The sequence below is a fragment of the uncultured Psychromonas sp. genome (assembly GCF_947489755.1).
Lineage (GTDB): Bacteria > Pseudomonadota > Gammaproteobacteria > Enterobacterales > Psychromonadaceae > Psychromonas.
This window is the reverse complement of sequence record NZ_CANLFB010000036.1, coordinates 1-26,174: the sequence shown is the minus strand read 5'-3', so window position 1 is coordinate 26,174 and position 26,174 is coordinate 1. Positions and strand designations below refer to the sequence as shown.

13 protein-coding genes are annotated in these 26,174 nt (G+C 38.5%); 10 read left to right on the top strand and 3 right to left on the bottom strand.

What is annotated here, in order from left to right; translation table 11 throughout:
• The first annotated feature begins 18 nt into the window (after nt 1-18).
• Both prmB and aroC read left to right on the top strand, forming a co-directional pair.
• A complete protein-coding gene (gene prmB / locus Q0794_RS15820; protein WP_298943519.1) occupies nt 19-930 on the top strand; it encodes a 50S ribosomal protein L3 N(5)-glutamine methyltransferase in 912 nt (303 codons plus the stop codon).
• A 133-nt stretch (nt 931-1,063) separates the two neighbouring features.
• Nucleotides 1,064-2,152 (top strand): chorismate synthase, encoded by a 1,089-nt coding sequence (aroC, locus tag Q0794_RS15815; protein WP_298943517.1) that lies wholly within the window; start codon nt 1,064-1,066, stop codon nt 2,150-2,152.
• Between the two features lie 758 nt (nt 2,153-2,910).
• On the opposite strand, the gene Q0794_RS15810 is transcribed toward aroC, so the two are convergent.
• Nucleotides 2,911-3,210 carry an MGMT family protein gene (locus Q0794_RS15810; protein WP_298943516.1) on the bottom strand — a complete coding sequence of 100 codons (300 nt, stop codon included), beginning with the start codon at nt 3,208-3,210 and terminating at the stop codon, nt 2,911-2,913.
• A 120-nt stretch (nt 3,211-3,330) separates the two neighbouring features.
• On the opposite strand from Q0794_RS15810, the gene Q0794_RS15805 reads away from it, so the two are divergent.
• Nucleotides 3,331-4,935, top strand: coding sequence for a diguanylate cyclase (locus Q0794_RS15805; protein WP_298943514.1), 1,605 nt, complete (start codon nt 3,331-3,333; stop codon nt 4,933-4,935).
• Between the two features lie 195 nt (nt 4,936-5,130).
• Here the strand turns inward: Q0794_RS15805 and Q0794_RS15800 are convergent, their stop codons facing one another.
• Complete coding sequence (locus tag Q0794_RS15800) at nt 5,131-6,330, bottom strand: MFS transporter (RefSeq protein WP_298943512.1); 1,200 nt, start codon at nt 6,328-6,330, stop codon at nt 5,131-5,133.
• 749 nt (nt 6,331-7,079) lie between these two features.
• Here Q0794_RS15800 and gltB point away from each other — a divergent pair.
• The 6 genes from gltB to hrpA all read left to right on the top strand — a co-directional run bounded on the left by gltB (nt 7,080) and on the right by hrpA (nt 22,866).
• The gene (gltB, locus tag Q0794_RS15795; protein ID WP_298943510.1) at nt 7,080-11,597 is read left to right on the top strand and encodes a glutamate synthase large subunit; all 4,518 of its coding nucleotides are present in this window, start codon (nt 7,080-7,082) and stop codon (nt 11,595-11,597) included.
• Nucleotides 11,597-13,066: a glutamate synthase subunit beta gene (locus Q0794_RS15790; RefSeq protein WP_298943508.1), complete on the top strand. Its 1,470-nt coding sequence runs from the start codon at nt 11,597-11,599 to the stop codon at nt 13,064-13,066. The genes gltB and Q0794_RS15790 overlap by 1 nt, the downstream gene beginning before the upstream one ends.
• A 240-nt stretch (nt 13,067-13,306) precedes the next feature.
• Nucleotides 13,307-14,866 (top strand): Na+/H+ antiporter NhaC family protein, encoded by a 1,560-nt coding sequence (locus Q0794_RS15785; RefSeq protein ID WP_298943506.1) that lies wholly within the window; start codon nt 13,307-13,309, stop codon nt 14,864-14,866.
• A gap of 213 nt (nt 14,867-15,079) precedes the next feature.
• On the top strand, nt 15,080-17,272 hold the full coding sequence (gene ppk1, locus Q0794_RS15780; RefSeq protein ID WP_298943504.1) for a polyphosphate kinase 1: 2,193 nt from the start codon (nt 15,080-15,082) through the stop codon (nt 17,270-17,272).
• Nucleotides 17,269-18,762, top strand: a complete 1,494-nt coding sequence (locus tag Q0794_RS15775) for a Ppx/GppA phosphatase family protein (RefSeq protein WP_298943502.1) — start codon at nt 17,269-17,271, stop codon at nt 18,760-18,762. The genes ppk1 and Q0794_RS15775 overlap by 4 nt, the downstream gene beginning before the upstream one ends.
• A 216-nt stretch (nt 18,763-18,978) precedes the next feature.
• Nucleotides 18,979-22,866 (top strand): ATP-dependent RNA helicase HrpA, encoded by a 3,888-nt coding sequence (gene hrpA / locus Q0794_RS15770; protein ID WP_298943500.1) that lies wholly within the window; start codon nt 18,979-18,981, stop codon nt 22,864-22,866.
• Nucleotides 22,867-23,885: 1,019 nt separating this feature from the next.
• On the opposite strand, the gene Q0794_RS15765 is transcribed toward hrpA, so the two are convergent.
• A complete protein-coding gene (locus Q0794_RS15765) occupies nt 23,886-24,614 on the bottom strand; it encodes an SDR family oxidoreductase (protein WP_298943498.1) in 729 nt (242 codons plus the stop codon).
• Nucleotides 24,615-24,784: 170 nt separating this feature from the next.
• On the opposite strand from Q0794_RS15765, the gene Q0794_RS15760 reads away from it, so the two are divergent.
• Nucleotides 24,785-25,705 carry a LysR family transcriptional regulator gene (locus tag Q0794_RS15760; RefSeq protein ID WP_298943496.1) on the top strand — a complete coding sequence of 307 codons (921 nt, stop codon included), beginning with the start codon at nt 24,785-24,787 and terminating at the stop codon, nt 25,703-25,705.
• Nucleotides 25,706-26,174: the final 469 nt, after the last annotated feature.

Below are 26,174 nucleotides of genomic sequence, written 5' to 3'. Positions count from 1 at the left end.
CCCTAAGTGGAGAATAAATTGGATACGATTTTTAGTGATGAAGCGATTGACGAGTTAGTCACGATTCAAGATGTGGTACGTTGGGCGGTGACTGAGTTTAATCGCGCAGGGTTATTTTTTGGCCACGGCACTGATAATGCTTGGGATGAAGCGGTGCAATTGATATTGCCTTCACTGAACCTTGAGTTACAAAGTAATATTATGATTTTACAATCACGTTTAACAAAGCGTGAGCGTCAAATGCTAGTTGAATTAGTTGTGATTCGTATTGAACAACGCATTCCTGTGCCTTATTTAACCAACAGTGCATGGTTTGCAGGGTTAGAGTTTTATGTTGATGAACGCACATTAGTGCCTCGCTCTCCTATTGCTGAACTAATCGAAGCTAAATTTGAACCTTGGGTTAAAACACCACCAAAACGTATTTTAGATTTATGTACTGGTAGCGGTTGTATTGCTATTGCTTGTGCTTATGCTTTCCCTGATGCTGAAGTTGATGCGGTTGATTTGTCTGAAGATGCATTAGAAGTTGCTGATATTAATATTCAAAACCATGGTGTTTCACAACAAGTGTTCCCAATTCAATCGGACTTATTCAGTGGTATTGAAAATGAGAAATACGACCTAATTGTGTCTAATCCGCCTTATGTTGATGCTGAAGATATGGCAAACTTACCAGATGAATATAAACATGAGCCAGAATTAGGCCTAGCATGTGGTAATGATGGTCTGGATTTAGTGAGAGAGATGTTGCGCCAAGCTAGTTCAATGTTGAATGATGAAGGTGTGTTATTTGTTGAAGTCGGTAACTCTCAAGTTCACTTGCAAGCTGCATACCCTGAAATCCCGTTCCAATGGATTGAGTTTTCAATCGGTGGACATGGTGTGTTTGTGTTAACTAAAGCACAGCTTGATACTATTAAGATTTAATAGAGCACTTAAGAAAAGAATAAAATTAAGTTTCATTCTATGAAGCATTGAAACTTAAAAGAACAAATTAGCTGAGAAGGGGAAGTATAAAACCCTTTTCAATATCAAAAATTCTGAAGTAGGAAATTTAAAAATGGCAGGAAGCAGTATTGGTCAAGTTTTTAAAGTGACAACTTTTGGTGAAAGTCATGGTGCAGCGCTAGGTTGTATTGTTGATGGTATCCCACCAAACTTAGAAATCACTGAAGCTGATTTACAGCACGACTTAGATCGTCGTCGTCCAGGTCAGTCTCGTTACACGACAATGCGTCAAGAAGGGGATCAAGTTAAGATCTTATCTGGCGTATTTGAAGGCAAAACAACAGGCTGTAGCATTGGTTTGATCATCGAAAATACTGATCAACGTTCTAAAGACTATTCAGCCATTAAAGATTTATTCCGTCCAGGGCATGCTGATTACACTTATCATCAAAAGTACGGACACCGTGATTACCGTGGTGGCGGTCGTTCATCTGCTCGTGAAACTGCGATGCGTGTGGCGGCAGGTGCTATTGCTAAAAAGTATTTAAAAGAGCAATTTGGTGTTGAAATTCGTGGTTACTTAAGTCAATTAGGTGATATCACGCCTGACACGATTGATTGGGATGAAGTGGAAAATAACCCATTCTTCTTCCCTGACGTTAGTAAGATTCCAGCGCTTGAAGATTACATGAAAGCCTTGATTAAAGAAGGTAACTCAGTGGGCGCTAAAGTAACGGTTGTTGCTTCAGGTGTTCCAGTTGGATTAGGCGAGCCAGTGTTTGATCGTTTAGACGCTGAATTAGCACATTCTTTAATGAGCATTAATGCTGTTAAAGGTGTTGAAATTGGTGATGGTTTTGCTGTTGCTAACCAAAAAGGCACTGAACATCGTGATGAAATGACACCTGAAGGTTTCTTATCAAACCATGCTGGTGGCGTGTTAGGTGGTATTTCAACGGGGCAAGATATTATTGCGTCAATTGCATTAAAACCAACATCTAGCTTAACCATTCCAGGTCGTACTATTACCACTGATGGTGAAGCTACGGAGATGATCACAAAAGGTCGCCACGATCCTTGTGTTGGTATTCGTGCCGTGCCGATTGCTGAAGCGCAAATGGCGATTACGTTACTTGACCATGTATTACGCCACCGTGCACAAAACTTACATGTGACAACGAATACACCGCATATTAAATAGCTTTATTTAGTGGTTGTTTATGTTTAAGTAAAAATCAGAATCCGATGCTCAAAAAGCATCGGATTTTTTATGCCTATAATAAAATCTGCTGGCTATTTTTTACCACCAAGGAAAATCCAATAAATGCATATTTGAACAGAAGGTTTCAACTTGTAGTTTTTTGCTTCATGCCTTCGTGGTTAGCTCCGCTTTTAATTTTAAAACCCAAATGACCACGAAGCGCTGCACTACACAGAAGACTCGAAGAAAAGGATGTGCAGAATATTGAAAAGTTGTTACTCTGATTTTTAAGGTTTTCTTCTTTTACTTCGTGCCTTTGTGGTTAACTCGCTTTTACTTTAAAACCAAGTAACCAAGTAACCATGGAGCCACTGCGCTAGACAGAGGACACGAAGAAAAGAACAAGCAGAATATTAAAAAGTAGTTACTTTTGAGTTTTTAAAGATTTTCTTCTTTTCACTTCGTGCCTATGTGGTTAGCTCACTTTTTGACTTTAAAATTCATTCACCACGAAGCCGCTGCGTTGCACAGAGAACACGAAGAAAACCAATAAATAGTACAAAATATGTTTTAAGGTTTTCTTCTTTTACCTTCGTGCCTTCGTGGTTAACTCGCTTTTGACTTTAAAACCCAATTCACCACGAAGCCGCTGCGCTACACAGAGGACACGAAGAAAACCTATAAACAATAGAACAACACATGTTTTAAGTTTTTCTTCTTTTACATCGTATTTTTGGGTGGAGTTGCTTTAACTAAATTCAACCCAAATATTGCTTAAACTTTACGATCTTGCCTTCTTCTGTGACCTTAATACCTTCTTTTTCTAATAAGTTTTTTTGGCGTATTAGCGCATCACCTTGTAATGATATTTTTCCCTGTGAATTGACGACTCTAAACCAAGGTAGACGTGTATCTTTAGGTAACCTCGCTAGTATCTTTCCAACATGGCGGGAGTGCGCAGGATAGCCTGCTTGGCTTGCTAGTTGACCATAAGTGATTAACTTTCCTTCACCTAAAAAAGATAAAATGGTATAAATGTTTTGCGAGAATTCGTCCATTTCCTATCCATTTTGATAACTAACACTAGTAATTTCATTGACTTAAGCTTGGCTATTATAAGCCAAATGCCATATTATAAACATATAAATTATATTATAAACTTGTAAATGGATTACAGAATGAAGTTGCGGCATATCCTTGTTATTACTTTTGCAATAATTGTAATCATCCCCATGACTTTGTTTTGGATTTGGCCTTACTCAAAAGCATTAGAATTAGAAGTTAAAGAAGTCAATGAGAAACATTTAGTTATTGCCAAAAACCTTTCAGCTGCTTTTGAACGTTATTATCAAGACGTCACTGGTATTTTTTCGATCGTAGCGTCTCAATCAAAAAAACAATTAGAATCTACAGAGTTTAAACAGTTATTAAATAGTTATAAGTTTAATGACATCGTTTTAATAAATGACGAAGGCGTTGTTCAAAATTGTTTATTCTCTACTTATGCTACGTGTATGAAAAATGTCGATAATACGATATTAACGCTGGCAAAAAATACCGTAACTACAGGTTCGATTGAAATTTCTACCGTAACAGAAGATAAAACCATGAATAATGGTCCTATTCTTCTTGTTGTGAAAAAAGTAAATAATAATATTTTATTAGCCTATCTTTCAACGGATTATATTATCGAAATGGGCAAGCGCGTTGCCTTTGGTGAAAAAGGGCATGCAGCCATTGTAGATAAAGCAGGCAATGTGCTGGCTCATCCTCTTGATTCTTGGATTCAAGAAAGAAAAAGTATGATAGCAATTAGTCCAATTAAAAAAATGTTAGCAGGTAAAACAGGGGTTGATAAGTTTTATTCTCCCGCATTAAAAGGGGATATGATCGCGGGTTATACTCAAGTACCTAATGCCAAATGGGGAGTGATGGTTCCACAGCCCATAAAAGAGCTAGAGAACAAAGCTGATGCCATCGACCAAACTGCAATCTTCGTCATGTTATTAGGGCTTGGCTTAGCATTATTAATCACTATTCCCGTTTCTTTAATCTTAATTAAACCTTTAGAAAACCTGTTAAGAGCCATTAAGTTAATTGAACAAGGTGATTCTAATGTTAATTTACAATGGAATTTATCAAAACTCATTCCCTTAGAGCTTCAACAGCTTAAAATGTCATTTGCTAATATGATGCAAAATATTGAAAAGAATAAAAAAGAAATTTCAAAGCTAGCTTATTTTGATGCAACTACTGGCTTACCTAATCGAAACTATTTTTATCGCCTATCAAATAAAGCATTAGATAAAATGTTAAAAACCAATCAAACAGGGGCGTTAGTCTTCATTGATTTTGATGGATTTAAGGCAGTTAATGATACTTATGGTCATAGAGTCGGGGACGAGTTGTTGTTTTTATTTGGAAAACGCTTAGCTGCTTTTCTATCCTTCAATAGTGACGATGAGCAAATTCATTCTTTCTCAGAATGTTTACCTTTAGTTATACCTGCTCGATTAGGCGGTGATGAGTTTGTTATTCTATTTCAAGATATTCAAAATAAAAACGAGATAGCGTTAATACTTGAAACTTTATTTGAGAAATTGTTTTTTAAATATGAGTTGCATGATGGCGTAGAATTAACGGTCACTGGCAGTGCAGGTATCGCCTTATATCCTGAAAATGGTCAACGATATGATCAACTAATGAAATCAGCTGACATTGCAATGTACGATGCAAAATCAGCAGGAAAAAATAGAGTTAAATTTGCAAAAAAAGGGGCTTAATAAAAAGCGTTAATCTCAGTGTTAATAACCTTAATAACCTTAATAACCTTAATAGCTTTAACAACCTTAACAACCTTAACAACCTTAATAACCTTAATAACCTTAATAATCATTCATACACAGACTTTTACGGCTAACTATAATAGTCTTTATTAGCCTCTCAATTAAATCTTTTCATTTGTTAAATATTGTTTCTTATTTATTTTCTAACGGAGCAATAATATTTTTTTGATATGAAAACTCATTGCCTTTCATTGGGTACTTAGGAATTAATAATGACAGTATTAATGAACAAACAGCAAAGCCCGCACCACAATAAAATACCCATGACGGATTGGCTATCCAAACTAATCCGAGTAAAACAGGTATTACAACCGCTGCAATATGATTAATTGAAAAGCTAATGCCAGCTGTGGCTGCGATGTCTTCAGGATTAGCTATTTTTTGGAAGTAGGTTTTAATCGCAATAGCTAATGCAAAAAATAGATGATCGATTACATATAATGACGCTGCTACCGTACTGTTTTCTACCAAACCATAAGCAATAAATAAGATAATCAATCCAATGTATTCAAATAATAGGACTGAGCGTTCGCCAAAGTGACCAATTAACTTTCCTATTTTAGCGGCAAATAACCAATTGAAAACATAGTTAATCAAGAACAAAGCACTGATTTCAGCAACACTATAATGAAATTTTTCTACCATTAAAAAGCCCGCGAATACGACAAAAATCTGTCGACGTGCGCCACTAAAAAACGTTAGGGCGTAATACAGCCAGTAGCGTTTTCTTAAAATAAACTTTTTGTTCTGCTCGACGAGCGGAGGGAATTGCTTAAAAGCAGAAGCCAAAACAATCGTTAATAACAACCCTAAACCACCGAACATTAAATAAGTGGTTTCATAACTAACATGAAAGTAGTCCATTAATATCCATACGCTCGCATAAGCCAGTAATGAAGCAATCGCTTTAACGGATAGAATCCTACCTAAAAAATGGGGTGTTTCTGATTTGTTTATCCATTGTAATGTTAATGACTGGTTGACGGTTTCAAAGTAATGAAAGCCGATCGACATTAATATAGTGGTTAAATATAATCCCATCACTTGTGGGAAAAAACCTGTGATAGCAACGCCAAACGCAGTAATGCCGAGTGAAAGAATGGCTAACCGTTGTTCTTTAATAAACAATAAAACATAGATAACGGTAAAGGCTAAAAAACCAGGTATTTCACGTAAACTTTGTAAAATGCCAATCTCTACACCCGTAAACGCTGCTTTTTCTATTACGAAGTTATTGAGCAATACCATCCAAACGGAAAACACTAATGGCATAATAAACGCCATTGTTAGTAATAAACTTTCAGGTTTTTTAAAAAAAGGGTGAGATTTCATATCAAGTTGTATCGCCATTAATGGAAAAAAATATTTTACGCTTATTACTAAATAAGGGTAATAAGGTTTTAATGCTTAGTTTTTTCAGAATAAAATGTAGTAACAGGTTACCGATTAATACCATTAAGGTATAACGAACAACTAACCTAGCCGTATTGTTGCACTAATAAGTGCTTGTTTACATGTGGCATTTATTTTCACGGCCACAAAATCTAACTTTAAATGGTAATGATTATCAACAATAACTGTGAATTTATATTCACATATATCAACTAAAAATTCACATTTGAAAGTTTTATATTGTTTTGACAATACAGTGTTGGATGCTAAATCTTAGTTGTTAATTTTTATTTGTTCTTTTTTTTCTTAAATTACAGTGCTTTATAACTTTTGATTTTTTAACTATTTTATCAAGCGAACGTAATAAGACTCTGGGGCTAATGAATAAAAAAATTGGCTTTTATTCGCCTTAAAAGATAGAATACTGATCAATTATGCCGATGTTATAGGCTTTATTAGAAGAAATAATGTATAAGCCCTACGCTTGTAGGAACATTATGCGCCTTATTTTTTAAAAAAAGGGAGTTTTTGTTTAGTGCGCTTCTCCAAAAAAGTAGTTTCCTTTACAAAAAAGTAAAAAATTAATTGCTTGTTTTTGTAACTCAATTACAAGCCGTGTGTAGCACTTCGAAAACATTAGATTTAGCAGTATAAGAAAAGCTTACTGTTGTCTCTAGAAGGACATGTTTATGACTAATAAAGAGCAGAACGCTCAAGGCCTTTATGTGCCTGAAATGGAACACGATGCCTGTGGTATCGGTTTCGTAGCCCATCTTAAAAACAGCAAATCTCACAAAATCGTGACACAAGCTTTAGATATGCTAGCGCGTATGGAACACCGCGGTGGTCAAGGTTGTGATCCATGTAGTGGTGATGGTGCGGGTATTCTTTTACAAAAACCACATGAGTTTTTAGTAACGGAAGCATTAAAAGAAGGCATTTCTCTGCCTAAATTCGATCAATACGGCGTAGGAACAATCCTATTCCCTAAAGATGAGAATCACCGTGATCATTGTCGTGAAATATTAGCTCGAACTGCTGAACGTCTTTGTCTTGAAGTAATTGGTTACCGTGTACTACCAACAGATAACTCAATGATTGGTGCAGATCCCCTAAGCAGCGAACCTCAGTTTGAACATATGTTCGTGACTGGTGGCCCTGATATGGACCCAGCTGTATTAGAACGTAAATTATTTATCCTACGTAACTATGCTACGCGCATTTGTTTAGAGTCAGTTAATGGTATTGAAGACAACTTCTACATTAATACGTTCTCATACAAAACAATCGTCTATAAAGGTCAATTAACCACTGAACAAGTGCCTCAGTACTTCTTGGATTTACAAAACCCAAGCATGGTCACTGCCTTAGCGTTAGTTCATTCACGTTTTTCGACAAACACATTCCCTCGCTGGCGTTTAGCGCAACCGTTCCGTTACATTGCTCACAATGGCGAGATTAATACGGTTCGCGGTAACATCAACTGGATGAAAGCGCGTGAAGCTTTATTAGAAGCTGAATTTTTCACTCGCTCTGAATTAGACATGTTAATGCCAATCTGTACTGATGGTATGTCTGACTCTGCAAGCTTTGATATGGCATTAGAACTACTTGTTCTTTCTGGCCGTAGTCTTCCTCATGCATTAATGATGATGATCCCTGAAGCTTGGCAAGAAAATAAAACGATGGATCCAAAACGTCGTGCGTTCTACCAATACCATGCAAACTTAATGGAGCCTTGGGATGGTCCAGCTTCTGTTTGTTTCACCGATGGTGTGCAAGTAGGCGCGACACTTGACCGTAATGGTTTACGTCCATCTCGTTACACTGTGACAAACGATGACTTCCTAGTAATGGCATCTGAATCAGGTGTTGTTGAAATCGATCCTAAGAACATTAAGTTACGTGGACGTTTACAACCAGGTCGTATCTTTGTTGCTGACCTTGAGCAAGGCCGCATTATTTCTGATGATGAAGTAAAAGACGGTATTGCAGCAAGAAAACCTTATGAAACTTGGTTAGCAAACAACCTTGTTAAATTAGAAGACCAACCTGCTGCACTTGAACGTAATATTCAACCAGATGCTGGTAAGTTATTAAAACGTTTACAAGCTTTCGGTGTGACGTCTGAAGAAGTAAATGAAATTATATTGCCTATGTTCCGTGACGGTAAAGAGCCGTTAGGTGCAATGGGTGTGGATTGGCCGTTAGCGGTGCTTTCTCATCAATCTCAACATTTATCTCATTACTTTAAACAATTATTTGCGCAAGTAACTAACCCACCAATCGACCCGATTCGTGAGCGTATGGTTATGTCGCTAAATACTTATTTAGGTAAAGACAAAAACTTATTGGCAGAAACGCCAGAGCATTGTCATAAAGTTGAACTTGAGTCGCCTGTATTAAGTAATGCTGAATTACAAAAAATTAATGCATTAGATGACAAACATCTACAAGCTAAAACATTAGAAACCTTCTTTTTAGCAACAGGTGAGAAAGGTAAGCTTAAGAAAGCATTAGCACGTATTTGTCGTTATGCAGAAGATGCGATTCACGATGGTTACTCAATCATCATTCTTTCTGACCGTAATGCAACGTCTGACCACGCGCCAATTCCAGCTATGTTGGTAACAGGTGCGGTACATCACTACTTAATCAAACGTGGCCTACGTGCTATGTGTGATATCGTAGTTGAAACAGGTGACGTACGTGAAACACATCACTTCGCAACAGTTATCGGTTACGGTGCTTCTGCGGTTAATGCTTACTTAATCGAAGAAATGATTGTTGATTTACAATCTAAGAATCGTTTACCAGCAGACAAAGATGTATGTGATATCTTCAAATCATATAAAGATGCAATCGATGCAGGTTTATTAAAAATCTTCTCGAAAATGGGTATCTCTACTATCCAGTCTTACCAAGGTGCACAAATATTTGAAGCTCTAGGTATTAGTAAATCAGTGGTTGATGATTACTTCAAAGGGACTGTGACGCGTATTCAAGGTCTATCAATTGATGACATTGCACACGAAATTTTAGTACGTCATCGTTTTGCTTACCCGTTACGTGCGGTTCCATCACAGCGTTTAGACGTGGGTGGTGTTTACCAATGGAAACAACGTGGTGAAAAGCATTTATTTAACCCAACAACGATTTCATTACTACAAGAATCAACGCGTAATAAAAATTATGCTCAGTTTAAACAGTATGCTGACACCGTTGACCAACAAGGTGATGACGCGGCAACGTTACGTAGTCAGTTTGAATTTGTACCTAAAGCATCAGGCCCAATTTCAATTGATGAAGTAGAGCCAGCTGAAAATATCCTTAAGCGTTTTGCTACAGGTGCGATGAGCTTCGGTTCTATCTCTCATGAAGCTCACTCAACCCTAGCGATTGCAATGAACCGAATTGGCGCTAAGTCAAACTCTGGTGAAGGTGGTGAAGATCCAATTCGTTTCAAACCAAAAGAAAATGGTGATTGGGAACGTTCTGCTATCAAGCAAGTGGCATCAGGTCGTTTTGGTGTTACGTCGTACTACCTAACGAACGCAGCTGAAATCCAAATTAAAATGGCTCAGGGCGCTAAACCAGGTGAGGGTGGTCAATTACCAGGTCACAAAGTTGATGACTGGATTGGTCGTACTCGTCATTCTACTCCTGGCGTAGGTCTAATTTCACCGCCACCGCATCATGATATTTATTCAATCGAAGATTTAGCGCAGCTTATCTACGATTTGAAAAATGCTAACCGCGAAGGTCGTGTTAACGTTAAATTAGTATCAGAAGCCGGTGTCGGTACGATTGCATCAGGTGTGGCTAAGGCAAAAGCTGACGTTATCTTAATCGCTGGTTTTGACGGCGGTACAGGTGCATCACCATTATCATCTATTCGTCATGCGGGTTTACCATGGGAACTAGGTCTATCTGAAGCACATCAAACGCTAATGAAAAACGGTTTACGTAACCGTGTTGTGTTACAAGCTGATGGTCAGATGAAAACACCGCGCGACTTAACCATTGCTGCATTACTCGGTTCTGAAGAATGGGGCGTTGCAACCGCGGCTTTAGTCGTTGAAGGTTGTATCATGATGCGTAAGTGTCACTTGAATACATGTCCTGTTGGTATCGCAACACAAAACAAAACATTACGTGAGCGTTTTGACGGTCGTGTAGATGATGTTGTTACTTTCTTCGGTTACATGGTTGAAGGCATGCGTGAAAACATGGCTAAACTAGGTTACGCGACGATCACTGAAATGGTCGGTCAAACGCAAAACCTGAAAGTACGTGATAACGTAAGCCACTGGAAATACAAAAACTTAGACTTAAGCACTATCTTGTTTAAGCAAGATGCTAAAGCTGAAGACGGGATGTTTAACCAAACAACTCAGAATCATAACCTTGAAGCAGTATTAGACAGAAAACTAATTGAACTCGCACAACCTGCACTTGAAAAAGGCGAAGCGGTAACCGGTGAATTCCCGATTACCAATATCGACCGTTCATGTGGCACCATGTTGTCTAACGAAATCTCTAAAGTGTATAACGACGAAGGTTTACCAAACCCGATGCAAGTTAAATTCACTGGTTCTGCAGGTCAATCATTTGGTTGTTTCCTAGCAAAAGGTGTTGAATTTACGGTTGAAGGCGACGCAAACGATTACTGGGGTAAAGGTTTATCTGGTGGTCAAATTGTGGTTTATCCTTACCGTGATTCAACATTAGTGTCTAAAGATAACATCATCGTTGGTAACGTATGTTTCTACGGTGCAACGTCTGGTCAGTCTTACATTAATGGTATGGCCGGTGAACGTTTCTGTGTACGTAACTCGGGTGCAGAAGTTATCGTTGAAGGTATCGGTGACCACGGTTGTGAATACATGACTGGCGGTATTATGATTAACTTAGGTTCAACAGGTCGTAACTTTGCGGCGGGTATGAGTGGCGGTGTTGCTTATATTTGGGACCAAGATGATACATTTGCAGCTAACTGTAATATGGAACTAGTTGATTTAGATCCACTAGAACAAACAGACAAAGACTTATTAATTGCAAAAGTAACTAAACATTTAGAGCTAACAGAGTCTAACTTAGCGGCAGCGTTCTTAGCCGATGTTGAAGCAAGCTTAGCTAAAGTTGTTAAAGTTATGCCTCGTGATTATAAAGCGGTATTAGCAGCTCGAGCAAAAGGAGAAGCATAATGGGTAAGCCTACTGGATTTTTAGAATTAGGTCGTGAATTGCCACCGAAAGTATCGGTTGAAGATCGCCTAAAAGATAATAAAGAGTTTGTACAAAACGATGTGTTTGGCAAGAAAGTCAATGACCAAGCATCTCGTTGTATGGACTGTGGTGTTCCTTTCTGTCACAACGGTTGTCCGATTGGTAACATCATTCCTGAATTCAATGACGCGGTTTACCGTGAAAGTTGGTTAGAAGCTTGGGATATCCTAAGCTCAACTAATAACTTCCCTGAGTTTACTGGTCGTGTTTGTCCTGCACCTTGTGAAAGCTCGTGTGTACTAGGTATCAACCAAGACCCGATTACGATTTGTAATATCGAAAAAACCATCGTAGAAAAAGCCTACGAAAATGGTTACGTAAAACCTAAGACACCAACATCGCGTACTGGCAAAACAGTGGCGATCATCGGTTCTGGTCCTGCAGGTCTTGCCGCTGCTGAGCAATTAAACTCAGCAGGTCACACTGTGACTGTTTATGAACGTGATGAGAAAGTAGGTGGCTTAATACGTTTCGGTATTCCTGACTTTAAACTAGGTATGGACGTTATCGATCGTAAGATTGCGGTAATGGAAGCAGCTGGTATTAAAATGGTAGTAAATGCACATATCGGTGTTGATTTTGACGCTAACGATTTGCGTAAGCAATTTGATGTTGTGTTATTAACAGGTGGTTCTACGGTTCCTCGTGACTTACCAATCCCTGGCCGTGATTTAAAAGGTGTTCATTTTGCGATGGAATTCCTAGGTCAAAATAACCGCCGTGCAAACGGAATGGATCTTAAGACTGAAGAAATTCATGCATCTGATGACCATGTTGTGGTTATCGGTGGTGGTGATACGGGTTCTGACTGTGTTGGTACATCTAATCGTCATAAAGCCGCGTCAGTAACGCAAGTGGAAATCATGCCGATTCCACCTGAAAAACGTACGGTTAACATGCCTTGGCCTTCGTACCCAATGATCTTGAAAACAACCACTTCTCACGAAGAAGGTGTGGATCGTCATTGGTCAATCCTAACTAAAGAGTTCATCGGTGATGAAAACGGAAACGTTAAAGAGTTAGTGGTTGCAGATATCGAATGGGAAGAAGCAGCACCAGGTCAACGTCCTAACTTTAAAGAGATTGAAGGGTCTGTACGTTCAATTCCTTGTACTAAAGCCTTCTTGGCAATGGGTTTCTTACACCCAGAACCAACAGGTGTCTTAGCACAGTTATCAATTGGCTTAGATGAGCGCGGTAACGTTAAAACTGACGATTACCAAACAACTCAACCTGGCGTATTTGCTGCTGGTGACATGCGTACTGGTCAGTCTCTGATCGTTCGTTGTATTAATGAAGGCCGTGAAGCATCACGTGCAATCGATACGTACTTGATGGGTAACACTAATCTTGAATGTATCAATGATTCATTAATGATTGCTAACTAAACTAACGAAAAAATAATTGGTGGTTGTTTGTTAGACGATATTGTCGTTACTTAACTTAACCATCGATATTTACTGTTAATAAACCCCCTCTCTTTTTAGAGCAGGGGGTTTTTTTGTTTTAAAAGTAGGTTAGAATCCTGTTCCCTTAAATTCGGTATTTGTACCGTTCATATCAAGCACATTTGAAAGTCTCCTGTATTCCTGCAGTTTATTTTCAAATGTAGAACAAAGGAAAGATTCATGTCTTTAATCGATTTTTCAGCATCTACGCTGTCAATCTTGCCCGCAGTGGTTGCACTTGGGCTCGCTATTCTTACTCGTCGCGTTTTATTATCGTTAGGGATAGGTATTATTTTAGGTGCTTTATTGCTTGCAGACTATTCAGTGGTTGAAGCGGGTTCTTATATTTACACAACCGTTAAAGGGGTAGTCGTTGAAGATGGCGGACTCAATACTTGGAATATGAGTATTGTTGCTTTCTTATTATTACTAGGAATGATGACCGCAGTATTAACACTTTCAGGTGGCACTCGTGCGTTTGCTGATTGGGCACTTAACCATATTAAAGATAAACGTGGTGCGTCGTTATTAGCGGCTTTTCTGGGTGTATTCATTTTCATTGATGATTACTTCAATAGTTTAGCGGTCGGCTCTATTTCACGCCCGGTGACTGATCGTTTTAACGTCTCTCGTGCTAAGTTAGCATATATTCTTGATTCAACGGCGGCACCTATGTGTATTTTAATGCCAGTTTCAAGTTGGGGCGCTTACATCATGACGATTATCAGTGGCATTTTAGTAAGTCACGGTATGACTGAGTATTCGCCACTGGGTGCTTATGTCGCGTTAATCCCGATGAACTTCTATGCCATTTTTACTTTATTAATGGTATTTGCAGTGATTATTTTCAAGCTTGATATTGGAGCAATGAAAAAGCATGAAAAAATAGCAGAAAAAGAGATCACAGAAGGCGAACAAACGTACATCGATTTACAAGATGAACTCGGTATCGAAGAGTATGAACAAGGTCGAGTTGGTGACTTAATTTACCCAATCATCAGCTTAATTGCGGGTACATTATTCTTTATGTTGTACACCGGTAACACTGCGTTAGTTGAAGCTGGTAAAGTGTTCTCAGTCTTAGGCGCGTTTGAAAATACTAATGTGGGCGCCTCTTTAGTTTACGGTGGGTCAATTGGTTTAATCTTTTCATTATTCACTGTATTAAGACAAAAACAGCCATTTTCAAATGTCGGATATGCGTTGTGGGTTGGTGCTAAATCGATGTTTGGCGCCATTATTATTCTGTTCTTTGCTTGGTCGATTGGTACCGTGATTGGTGATATGAAAACCGGCGCTTACCTATCAGGTTTAGTACAAGGTAATATCGGCCTACATTGGTTACCGGTTATCTTATTTGTGCTGTCTGGTGCGATGGCCTTCTCGACGGGCACGTCATGGGGTACGTTTGGTATTATGTTACCGATAGCAGGTGATATGGCAGGTGCAACTGACTTAGCGATGATGCTACCTATGTTAAGTGCGGTATTAGCGGGCTCTGTTTTCGGTGATCATTGTTCACCTATCTCAGATACTACTATTTTATCGTCAACAGGTGCACGTTGTGAGCATATTGACCATGTATCAACACAGTTACCTTATGCATTATCAATGGCATTAGTGTCTATCGTTGGCTTTATTGTGATTGGTTTTACTGGCTCTATTGTGTCAGCATTCATTGCATCAAGCATTGCGTTTATTGCTGTTATTAGTTTTATGAAAGTGCTTTCAAAACACTAGTCTCGTCTATTATTCATCATCAACGATAACTCATCATTCATAAAAAGCAGGTTCGCCTGCTTTTTATATTTGTTTTTTCCTTTATCCATATTCTTACATTATTAATCCGCTCATTATTCTTGTCATTTATGCTTCACATTTAAGCCATTATTTTGTCATATATTTTTATTATGTTGATCAGTATTAAAAATAGATAATGGAATGAATCGCCTTATGTCAATACAACAACCGCAGTACTTCGATAGAGAACTTAGTTGGTTATCGTTTAATCAAAGAGTATTACAAGAGGCGCAAGATAAGCAGGTACCACTATTAGAACGCTTACGTTTTTTAGGTATTTATTCAAGTAATATTGATGAGTTTTATAGAGTCCGAGTGGCAAGTGTTCGTCGTGTTGCTTTCCTAAGTCAATTAAAGCAGAAAGATAAAGCCAAACAGTTATTTATCGATATTCAAGATAAAGTCCAACAATTACAAAATGAATTTGATACAACCTACCAAGCGCTTTTAATTGAATTAAGTAATAACAACATTCATCTTATCAATGAAAAGCAACTTAATGACTTCCACCAGCAATGGTTAACGCAGTATTTTCAAACTCACTTAAGTAGCCATATTTTCCCTTTGATTATTACCGACAAAAGAAACTTAACAGAGCAAATCAAAAATGATTGTACCTACTTGATGGTCGAAATGCGTAAAGCAGATCAAGAAAGTCATTTTGCATTAGTTGAAGTACCGAGCGAGGTACCACGTTTTATTGAGTTACCAGCACCAAAAAGTTTATTGCAAAAAAACATTATTCTTATCGACAACATTATTCGCCATTGTTTGCCACAAATTTTTAGTGTTTTTTATGATTTTGAATCTATTCGCGCTTATTCAATAAAGTTAACTCGAGATGCGGAATTTGAAGTGCATGGAGAAGTAAATCAAAGCTTACTCGAAAATATGTCGAGTGGTTTAAAAGAACGTCTAAGCGCAGAGCCAGTGAGACTAGTCTACGATCGTAAAATGCCAGACTCGATGTTAGATGTGTTGAAAAAAGGCTTGAAAATAAAGTCTAACAAACGCCTTAATGAAGGTGGTCGTTACCTGAGCTTTAAAGACTTTCTGCAGTTTCCGTCAATAGGCGCTGATAATTTAGAATATGAAAAGATGCCTGCATTAGATCATGCTGCCTTTAGTCTTCATAATAACCTTTGTAGCGCAATGAAAGCGCAAGATATTCTGCTTTATTATCCATACCATAAATTCAGTTATTTTACTGAATGGCTAAGGCAGTCGGCTTTTGACCCAGAAGTAGTGAGTATTGAAATATGTTTATACCGTGTTGCAAAACGCTCAGCAGTGGTGGAAGCATTAATAGAAGCCGTTAAAAATGGTAAAAAAGTACATGTTAACATTGAATTACAAGCGCGCTTTGATGAACAAGCCAATATTAGCTGGGCAGAGCAATTGTCTGAAGCGGGCGTAGAGGTTACTTACGGTGTCAGTAATTTAAAAGTGCATGCCAAGCTTTGTGTCGTGACACGTGAAGAAGAAGGTAAACGAATTCGTTATGCTCATATTGGAAGTGGTAACTTTAATGAAAGTAACGCTACCATTTACACTGACTTTAGTTTGTTTACTTGCACCCCTGAAATTACTCAAGAAGCCGCACAAGTTTTTGAATTCATTAAATCGCCTTATTTACAGTTTGAATATAAACACCTCATTGTTTCACCTTGCAATAGCCGTGATAAATTAATTGAGCTTATCGATAACGAAATAAATTTTGCTAAGCAAGGTATTGCCAGTGAAATTACCCTCAAGCTTAATAACTTAGTCGATGACACTTTCATTAAAAAACTTTATCAAGCGAGTAACGCTGGTGTAAAAGTCACGCTTATTATCAGAGGGATTTGTGCATTAGTCACCGGGGTAGTCGGGCAAAGTGAGAATATTTCAGCGATCAGTATTGTTGATCGTTATCTAGAACATGCTCGAGTATCAATTTTCTCCAATAACGGTGAGCAACGCGTTTATATTTCTTCAGCAGATTGGATGACACGCAATATTGAACGCCGTATTGAAGTGGGTTGCCCTATTTATTGTCCTAAAGTACAGCGAACGATTATAGACATTATTAATATTCAACTTGCAGATAATTGTAAAGCAAGAATATTAGATACGGACCAAGCGAACGGTTACTTAAAAGATAAAAATGATAAGCCATTTCGATCACAAATGGTCATTTATGATTATCTACAAAATGTGGATCCGCTACATATTCTTAACGAAGAACGCTCTTCACAAGTAGACGGTGACAAAGAAGCCAATATAGGGTTGTGCATAACAGACAAAGCGGATCAAACTCATACAAAAGAACACACAAATGAAAAACGTTTAAAGGAGTCGCTATGAATGATCACCGTCATTTAGTCGCTATTGATTTAGGCTCAAATAGTTTTCATTTAGTCGTTGCCAGAGAATTGACTGGCTGTATTCAAACGGTATTAACACAAAAAAAGAGTGTGCGTTTGGCAAGTGGTTTGGACGAATATAAATTGCTCTCGGAAGAAGCAATGCAACGCGGGTTAGATTGCTTGGCTGAGTTTAATCAGCAGCTGTCAGGCCTAGTCTGTCGAGATGTACGTGTTGTCGCTACTTACACACTTCGTGTTGCCACTAACTGCGATGACTTTTTGGCACGAGCGAAACTGGTTTTTCCTTATCCCATTGAGGTTATCAGCGGGGAAAGTGAAGCAAAATTAATTTACCAAGGTGTTGCACATACCTACCCGATTAAAGGCACAACCTTAGTGGTTGATATTGGCGGTGGCAGCACAGAGTTAATTATTGGTAAACAATTTAAAACTAAGTTTATTAAAAGCATTGAAATGGGATCGCGTTCTTTCTCTCAACGTTATTTTAGTGATGGTGAAGTGACTGAGAAAGCAATGCGTTTAGCACAATCAGGGGCACGTAAAGCACTACTGCCTATTTTACAAGAATGTCGCGCTATTGGATGGAAAAGCGTATTAGGCACATCAGGATCGTTTAAGTCGATCAGACAAATAATGCTGGAGTTATACGGTGATAGTCACATAACAGATAAGCGTATTAGGCGATTAGTAACACGTTTAATCAAAGCGAGAACAATTGAAAATATTGTATTAGAAAGCATTGAAGCAAGTCGCTTTACGGTCATCGCCAGTGCACTTGCTATCATCAGCAGTTTTATGGATTTATTCACGATTAAAGAAATAGAGGTGAGCAGTGCTGCATTACGTGAGGGGGTGTTATACGGTTTAAACAATACGCAAGAGGATGTTGCACCGCGAGATCGTACGGTTAATAACTTACTAGATTTACACAAGGTCGATCAGGTTTTTAGTAAGCGTGTATTATTACAGTTACAGTTGTTTAACGAACAGTTAAGTGACCAAGGTAAAGGTATTTCAGAATCGAGCTTTATGTTTTTACAAACAGCGGCGTTACTGCATGAAATAGGCTTAAATGTTAATTCTAAAAAACGTCAGAAACATGGTGCTTATGTTTTGGAACATTCTAATATGCCAGGCTTTAGTGAACAGGAGCAGTTGATTATTGCTTCAATGGTTGGTCATCATAGAGGGAAAATTAAAGCGTTGGTGATGTTTGACTTTTTGTCGGAAGCTAAATATTTACAATTAGTTCAATTACTCCGTCTTGCTATTATCCTTACCTTGGGTCGCCGAGAGTTCCCATTACAAAAAGCAAAAGTCAGTTATATAGATAATCAATTACACATGACATTACCCGTCATTCTATTTAAAAATAACGAGCTGTTTTTATCATTGGAAAAAGAAATACTGATGCAACAAAAAGCAGGATTATCGCTAACAGTCTTAACTGAATCGACTCAGTTATGACTCCGCTACGACTTAGCTTGCGACTGCAAGGCACTTATTAATAAACGCTAAACAAACTTTAACCTCTTACTATTCTAAATAGGTGGCTCTCTATCTACAGCCTAGGCTGCTAACGAAGGTTATTCAGTAGAAAAAGAGAGTCTAAACATAACTGTGACTATCCTTTTGAGAAGAGCCTTGCTAGGATCACTTTTTTGTTTCTGCTAGGTATCTGTTTTGACCATTTCTGCTTCTGCTTTAAAAGACCATTTAAATGACGTGTTATATAAAGATCAATTCCGCTTAAAGTGCCGCATTGACGATCTTGCTCATCTTAAAACACCCGAAAAAGTAGAAGCCAGTTTGACTAAAATTGCCATCGATATTCAAGTGTCGATGGACAAGCGACAACAGCGTTTAGAAAACTTGCCTGAAGTGAGTTATCCAGACCTGCCTGTTAGCCAGAAAAAAGACGAAATAGCCAAAGCCATTGCTGAAAACCAAGTCGTGATTATTGCCGGTGAAACAGGCTCAGGTAAAACCACGCAGATCCCTAAAATATGTTTAGAGTTAGGTCGCGGAGTATCGGGTTTAATTGGTCATACACAACCTCGTCGTCTAGCGGCAAGAACCGTAGCAAACCGTATTGCAGAAGAATTAGATTCAGAACTTGGTGAAACCGTTGGTTACCGTGTTCGATTCACAGATAAAGTCAGTGAACGCTCTTATATTAAATTGATGACCGACGGTATCTTATTAGCGGAAATTCAGAATGATCGATTCTTAAGTCAATATGACACCATCATTATTGATGAAGCGCATGAGCGTAGTTTAAATATCGACTTCCTAATGGGTTATTTAAAACGCCTATTACCAAAGCGTCCTGATTTAAAAGTGATCATCACTTCAGCAACCATTGACCCAGAACGTTTTGCACAACACTTTTCAGATAAGCGCGGCAAAGCGGCGCCCATTATTGAAGTGTCTGGCCGTACATTCCCTGTTGAAACCTTGTATCGCCCGTTAGAAGACACCGCCGACGGCGACCAAATTGAAGGTATCTTCCAAGCGGTGGATGAACTTCAGCGTTTAGGCCGTGGTGACATTCTTATCTTCATGAACGGTGAACGAGAAATCCGCGATACCGCAGACGCATTAACCAAACGTAAACTACGCGATACCGAAGTCTTACCGTTATTTGCGCGTTTGAGTGTGGCGGAGCAAAATAAAATTTTCCAAGGGCATCGTGGCCAACGCATAGTGCTAGCGACCAACGTGGCTGAAACGTCATTAACGATTCCGGGTATTAAATACGTTATTGACACGGGTACCGTGCGTATCAGCCGTTATAGCTACCGTACCAAAGTACAACGCTTACCGATTGAAGCAATATCACAAGCCAGTGCTAATCAACGTAAGGGGCGTTGTGGACGTGTCAGCGAAGGTGTGTGTATTCGTTTATTCAGCGAAGAAGACTTTAATGGTCGCCCTGAATTTACTGATCCTGAAATTCTACGTACTAACTTATCGTCTGTTATTTTACAGATGTTATCACTTGGCTTAGGAGAGCTTAATAAATTCCCGTTTGTAGAGCCGCCAGAAGATAGAAACATTAAAGATGGCTTGAGCTTATTAGAAGAGCTAGGCGCAGTTAATTTAAAACAAAAAGACCCACGTAAAAAGCTAACACCCTTAGGTCGCCAACTTGCTAAATTGCCAGTTGACCCGCGTTTAGCGCGTATGATCTTAGCGGCGAAAGAGTTTAACTGTGTGCATGAAGTGATGGTGATCAGTGCGGCGTTAAGCATTCAAGACCCACGTGAACGCCCAATGGATAAACAACAAGCTTCCGATGAAAAGCATCGCCGTTTCCAAGACAAAGAGTCAGATTTTATTACCTATGTAAATCTCTGGAATTACATTAATGAACAACGCCAAGAACTCACCAGCGGCCAGTTCCGTAAAATGTGTCAGAAAGATTTCTTAGCGTATATGCGTGTACGTGAATGGCAGGATATTTATACGCAAATCAAACAAGTGACCGATGAATTAGATATTAAAGTCAGCAGTGAGCCTTCAAACTTTGATGCGATACACCAAGCATTATTAGCAGGGCTGTTATCGCACATCGGTTTAAAAGATAAAGACGGCGACTACTTAGGTGCACGTAACAGCAAGTTCTTTATGTTCCCAGGCTCTGGTTTATTCAAAAAACAACCTAAATGGGGCATGTTTGCAGAGCTTGTTGAAACCTCAAAACTGTTTGCCCGTGTTGCCGCTCGTATCAAACCTGAATGGGTTGAACTGCAAGCACAACACCTCATTAAGCGCAGTTATGCAGAACCACATTGGCAGAAAAAGTCCGGTGTAGTGGGCGCCTTTGAAACACAAATGTTGTACGGCATTCCAATTGTCAGCAAACGTAAAGTGGTTTACACAAACATTGACCCGATACTTTGTCGTGAATTATTTATTCGTCATGCCTTAGTGGAAGGTGAGTTTGAAACGCGTCATCAATTCTTCAAAGATAACCAAGCGTTGTTAAACGATATTGAAGAGCTAGAGCATAAATCACGTCGTCGCGATATTTTGGTCGACGATGAAACCCTATTTCTTTTTTACGATGAAATCGTGCCGCAAAATGTATGCAGTGCAAAGCAGTTTGATAGCTGGTGGAATAAAGAGAAAAAACAACAACCGCAATTATTAAATTATCAACGTGATCAAGTGATGGCGCATGATGCGGATAAAGTCACGGCCAATGCGTATCCTGATTCATGGCAACAAGGTGATTTCCGTTTAAAACTAGACTACGCCTTTGAACCCGGTACGGCACAAGATGGTGTGACCGTTAACATTCCATTAGCGTTGTTAAACCAAATATCAGAGCAAGGGTTTGATTGGCAAATTCCTGCATTACGTGAAGAGTTATTGGTTGCCTTAATTAAAACCTTACCGAAACCTATTCGCCGTAACTTCGTGCCTGCACCCAATTATGCAGAAGCAGCAATGGCTAACTTAGCGCCTTTACAGGGAAGCTTGCTAGAAGCCTTTGAAAAGCAATTATTGCGTATGACAGGCGTACGTATTCCTGAAAATTCATGGGAGCTTTCAGCTTTACCAACCCATCTACGCATGAAGTTTAATGTAGTTGATGACAAACAAAAGAGTGTCGCGGTTGGGACTGATTTAAAATTACTGCAACACGATTTAAAAGGCGAAGTTAAACAAACGTTATCTAAAGTATCAAAGCAAGGTATCGAAAAGTCTGACTTAATAGAATGGGACTTTGGTAAATTACCTAAATCTTTCAAGAAAGATCACGGTGGTTACGAAGTCAAAGCGTACCCAGCATTGGTCGATAAAAACAAAAGTGTTGCTATTGAGCTGTTTGATAGCGAAGACAAAGCACAACGTTTTAACCAAGCAGGTGTGCGCCGTTTAATCTTATTAAACGTGCCATCACCGATTAAATATCTGCAACAAAGTCTGCCAAACAAAGCGAAATTAGGATTATATTTCAATCCATTTGGACAAATTAAAGACTTAATCGATGACTGTATTAGTTGTTCGGTTGATGCGATTTTAGCGGGTGAGATTCACCCACAAGAAGCGCCTGAATTTGAAGCGCAGAAAGAAAAAGTACGTGCCGAATTAGCGGATAAAACATTACAAATAACCCAACAAGTAGAAGAAGTATTAACCCTTGCACATGCGGTTAACAAACAACTTAAAGGTAAAGCCGATTTAAGTATGTTGGTCGCGAAAGGGGACATAAAATCTCAGCTAGAACGCTTGATTTTCCCCGGTTTTGTTTGCCAAGTGGGCGAAGCAAAACTTAACGATATCAAACGTTACTTGTTAGCGTTACAAAAACGTTTAGAAAAGCTGCCAGTGAATCCAAACCAAGATCGATTAAATACGATTGAACTGCATGATCTTGAAGAACGTTACCGCGCGTTGTGTAAGCAGTTATTGAGTAATGAAAATGAGCATGAAGGGTTAGCTGAAGTGTATTGGATGATGGAAGAGTTGCGCGTGTCATTGTTTGCACAGCAGCTAGGCACGCCTTATCCAGTGTCTGCTAAACGAGTTCGTTTGAAATTGACGGAGCTAAAAGGATAGCTATTGCCCTTTTATTGTTAGGGCTCGTCTATGCTCATTCAGTTTTCTTTTTACTGTTAAATATTGTATTTACAGTGAGTTTAGCTCGTCTGTGCTCGTCCAGTCAGTTTGATGTTTATGAACAGTGTTTTCGCCCTGTCGGCGACCCACTTTCTTTTACCAGAAAAGAAAGTGGGCAAAGAAACTGGCCACCGAATTGCTTTCTTATCCAAACCATCAATACCTTTCCTAACGCACCAGTTCATACAGTGCGTCCATGCGCTGAATGAACTTACAGCAAACGTCCTATTTGCTGTTGCTGAAAGGTATTGATCGTTTGGGAAAGCTCAACGGTGGGGGAGTTGTAGCCATATTGCGTAAGGTTTTATTATTAACTTAAAAGCAGAAATAAAACCTAAATACAGATTACTCTAGTAGTAATCTGTATTTTCGTCGTAAATACAGAACGATTCTATCTATTTACATGACTAGCATTTGACTATTTAATTCTAAGATATTGATTTAATGTTATATGAGCGTATTGTTGATGTTATTTTAGCAAAATAAACTATTCCGTATTTCCACCATAAATACGGAATGATTCTGCTTAATTACGCTGTTATATGCTGATCCTACCCACGAGAAGTGGACAATTTTCTATGCACAATTTGCATAATAGTTTTCTTCAAATACCGCTGGGCTCTTATACTCATTGGCTGAATGTCTTCTTACTCGAGTATAAAACACTTCTATGTATTCAAACACACTTGCATAGGCATCTTCAAGCCTGAACCTGCCCACCAAAAGTAGATACCTAATTACTAACTAACAAGGCACCCCTACTTTTACGTATTATTCTTTGTTAAACAATATCTTGTCTTCTGTTTCTCAATTAACTTTGGGTGTTTATTTGCATTCTTGTTTTCCCGTTTCAAACTCAAGTCGCGCTGACACTAGTTAAGTTTACCTAGTGTCTAAAAACGCTAGTTTTCGGTTCAATTAAGAAAGTTATCATTACCTAGTTTGCACAAGTGCCAATGTTAAAGAAGAAACCCGCCTTCAATATCAATAACCGTATTACGTAATGCCAAAGAAGCATCGCTTAGTAAATACAAAATAGCGCCCACATGATCATTTGGTTTTAACTCACGACCTAATGGTGTAGATTTCAAACTATCAAATGTTCCTTGTTGTTGTTCCGCTGTCATACCTGCTTTGTTGTGGATATCAGTAGCTGTGATGCCAGGGCGAATGATATTAACACGTACGCCATTGTCAGCTAATTCCATATTCAAAACACGAATAGTTGCCTCAAAAGCAGCTTTACTAGCAGAGTAAGTTGAGGCACCAGGGAAACCTTTAATCACTCCTATACTAGAAATAAAGACAACACTCGCAGGATTATCCAAACTCGGCAATAAAGCTTGTAGTGTAAAGAACGGGCCTTTGTTATTCACTGCAAACATTTCATCAAAATCTTCAGGAGTAGTTTCCGCAAAAGATTTAGGGTAAAAAACGCCTGCATTAAGCACTACACCATCTAAAGTAATCCCATCGTTTTTTAAGGACCTACCTAAAGCAGCAAGTTGTGTTAAATTGGAACTGTCTGCTAAATAGGTCTTTACCCCTAAATCTTTAGCGATCTGGTCTAACTTATCTTGGTTTCTACCAGTGACAATAACCTTATACCCTGCCTCAATACTTTTCTCTGTAAGGGTTAATCCAATACCTGAGGTTGCACCAGTAATTAAAATTGTTTTCGATTGCATACTATTTACTCCAATAAAATTAAGTTTGTTAAAAATTAAGTATACAACGAGCTTATCTCCTTCTATAGTTTCTGATTAGTCACCAAAACACTATTACTAAGTTTCTATTTTAGAAACAATAGCTTCTACTATTTCGCATTAATAACACAGTTCTTTGGACGATAATTTATATGAACGATCTACACAGACACCTTTCTCACTTATATTTGTTTCAAAGCGTTGCTCGATTAGGGAGCTTTCATGCTGTAGCAAAAAAATATGGCTTACCACGTTCTTCGGTAAGTAAGAAGATTCAACAATTAGAAGATAAGGTTGGTCAACGTCTTATTCAAAGAAGTACTCGAAAACTGAATCTAACTGAGTCAGGTCGTGATTTATTAGCCGCTACAGAGTCTTTAAGTACGCTTGTTGAAGATGCACAGAGAGTTATCGATAAACTTGAGTCAACACCCTCAGGGACTATTAAAATAAGCTGTACGACAATTATTGGTCAACAGTATATTATTCCCATAATAAGTACTTTGCGTGGCCTTTACCCAAACATATCTATTGATCTTTGTTTAAGTGATCACTATGTAGACTTAATTGAACAAGAAGTAGACATTGCCATACGAATTGGACACTTACCTGACTCCTCTTTAGTAGCAAGAAAAATAGCTGATAAGCGTTTTGCTTGGTATGCAAGCCCAGAATACTTAGAAAAAAACGGCATGCCTACAGATCCAGAGTCATTAAACGAGCATCGAGGACTTGTCTTTAAAAATGAGAAATATGCACAAGATCATTGGACGTTTAAACACGCTAACGGCGATATAAAAACGATTAAAATAACGAATCAACTCACCACAGATGATGGTCGAGCATTAAGAGAAATGGCATGTCTCGGATTAGGCGTTATTATGATCTTTCCGTTTTTAATCAAAAATGAAATTGAAAATAAACAGCTGGTTCCCATTTTAACTGATTGGGAACATCCTGATAGACAACCAATCAACCTAGTTTGCTTAGGAAGAAACTACCGAAGCCGAGCTTCTACTAGTGTTTGGGATATCCTATCAAAGAACTTACAAGAAGCTTTCATTGATGCGTAATGACTCCAAAGGCATATAAAACAAAGCTATTTTTAACAAAAAAGCCCCCCCCTACCTTTGACTTTGGGTTTTATTAGCCAGTTTTAAGCGTTTCGTTATTGTTACATTATCGGTTTAGCCGTTAGCGAGTTGTTCGCAATTGTGATTATTATCTGTTTGTTTGAAATGATAAAACCAGTTCTAGTTCACTGCTATATTGGGTGTAAACAACACAGAAGTAAGTGATTTTTTCTTAGTTTCAATACGTTTGTTTTTTATTAATCGGCGTTGTTTAAATCTCATTTTGTTGTTTGTCTTTTCTTCGCAGGCTTTTGTTATTATCAATTTTTTAATGAGCAGTTTCATAACAAGTTGCTGCATCGGAATCTCGCTACGCTCGTTCCGCTGAGCAAGGCGTTGAGGCTGTAGAATTTCTCGTAAAAGAACGATTTTACGTTCTTTTACGAGAAATTCTCATTGTATGAAAAAC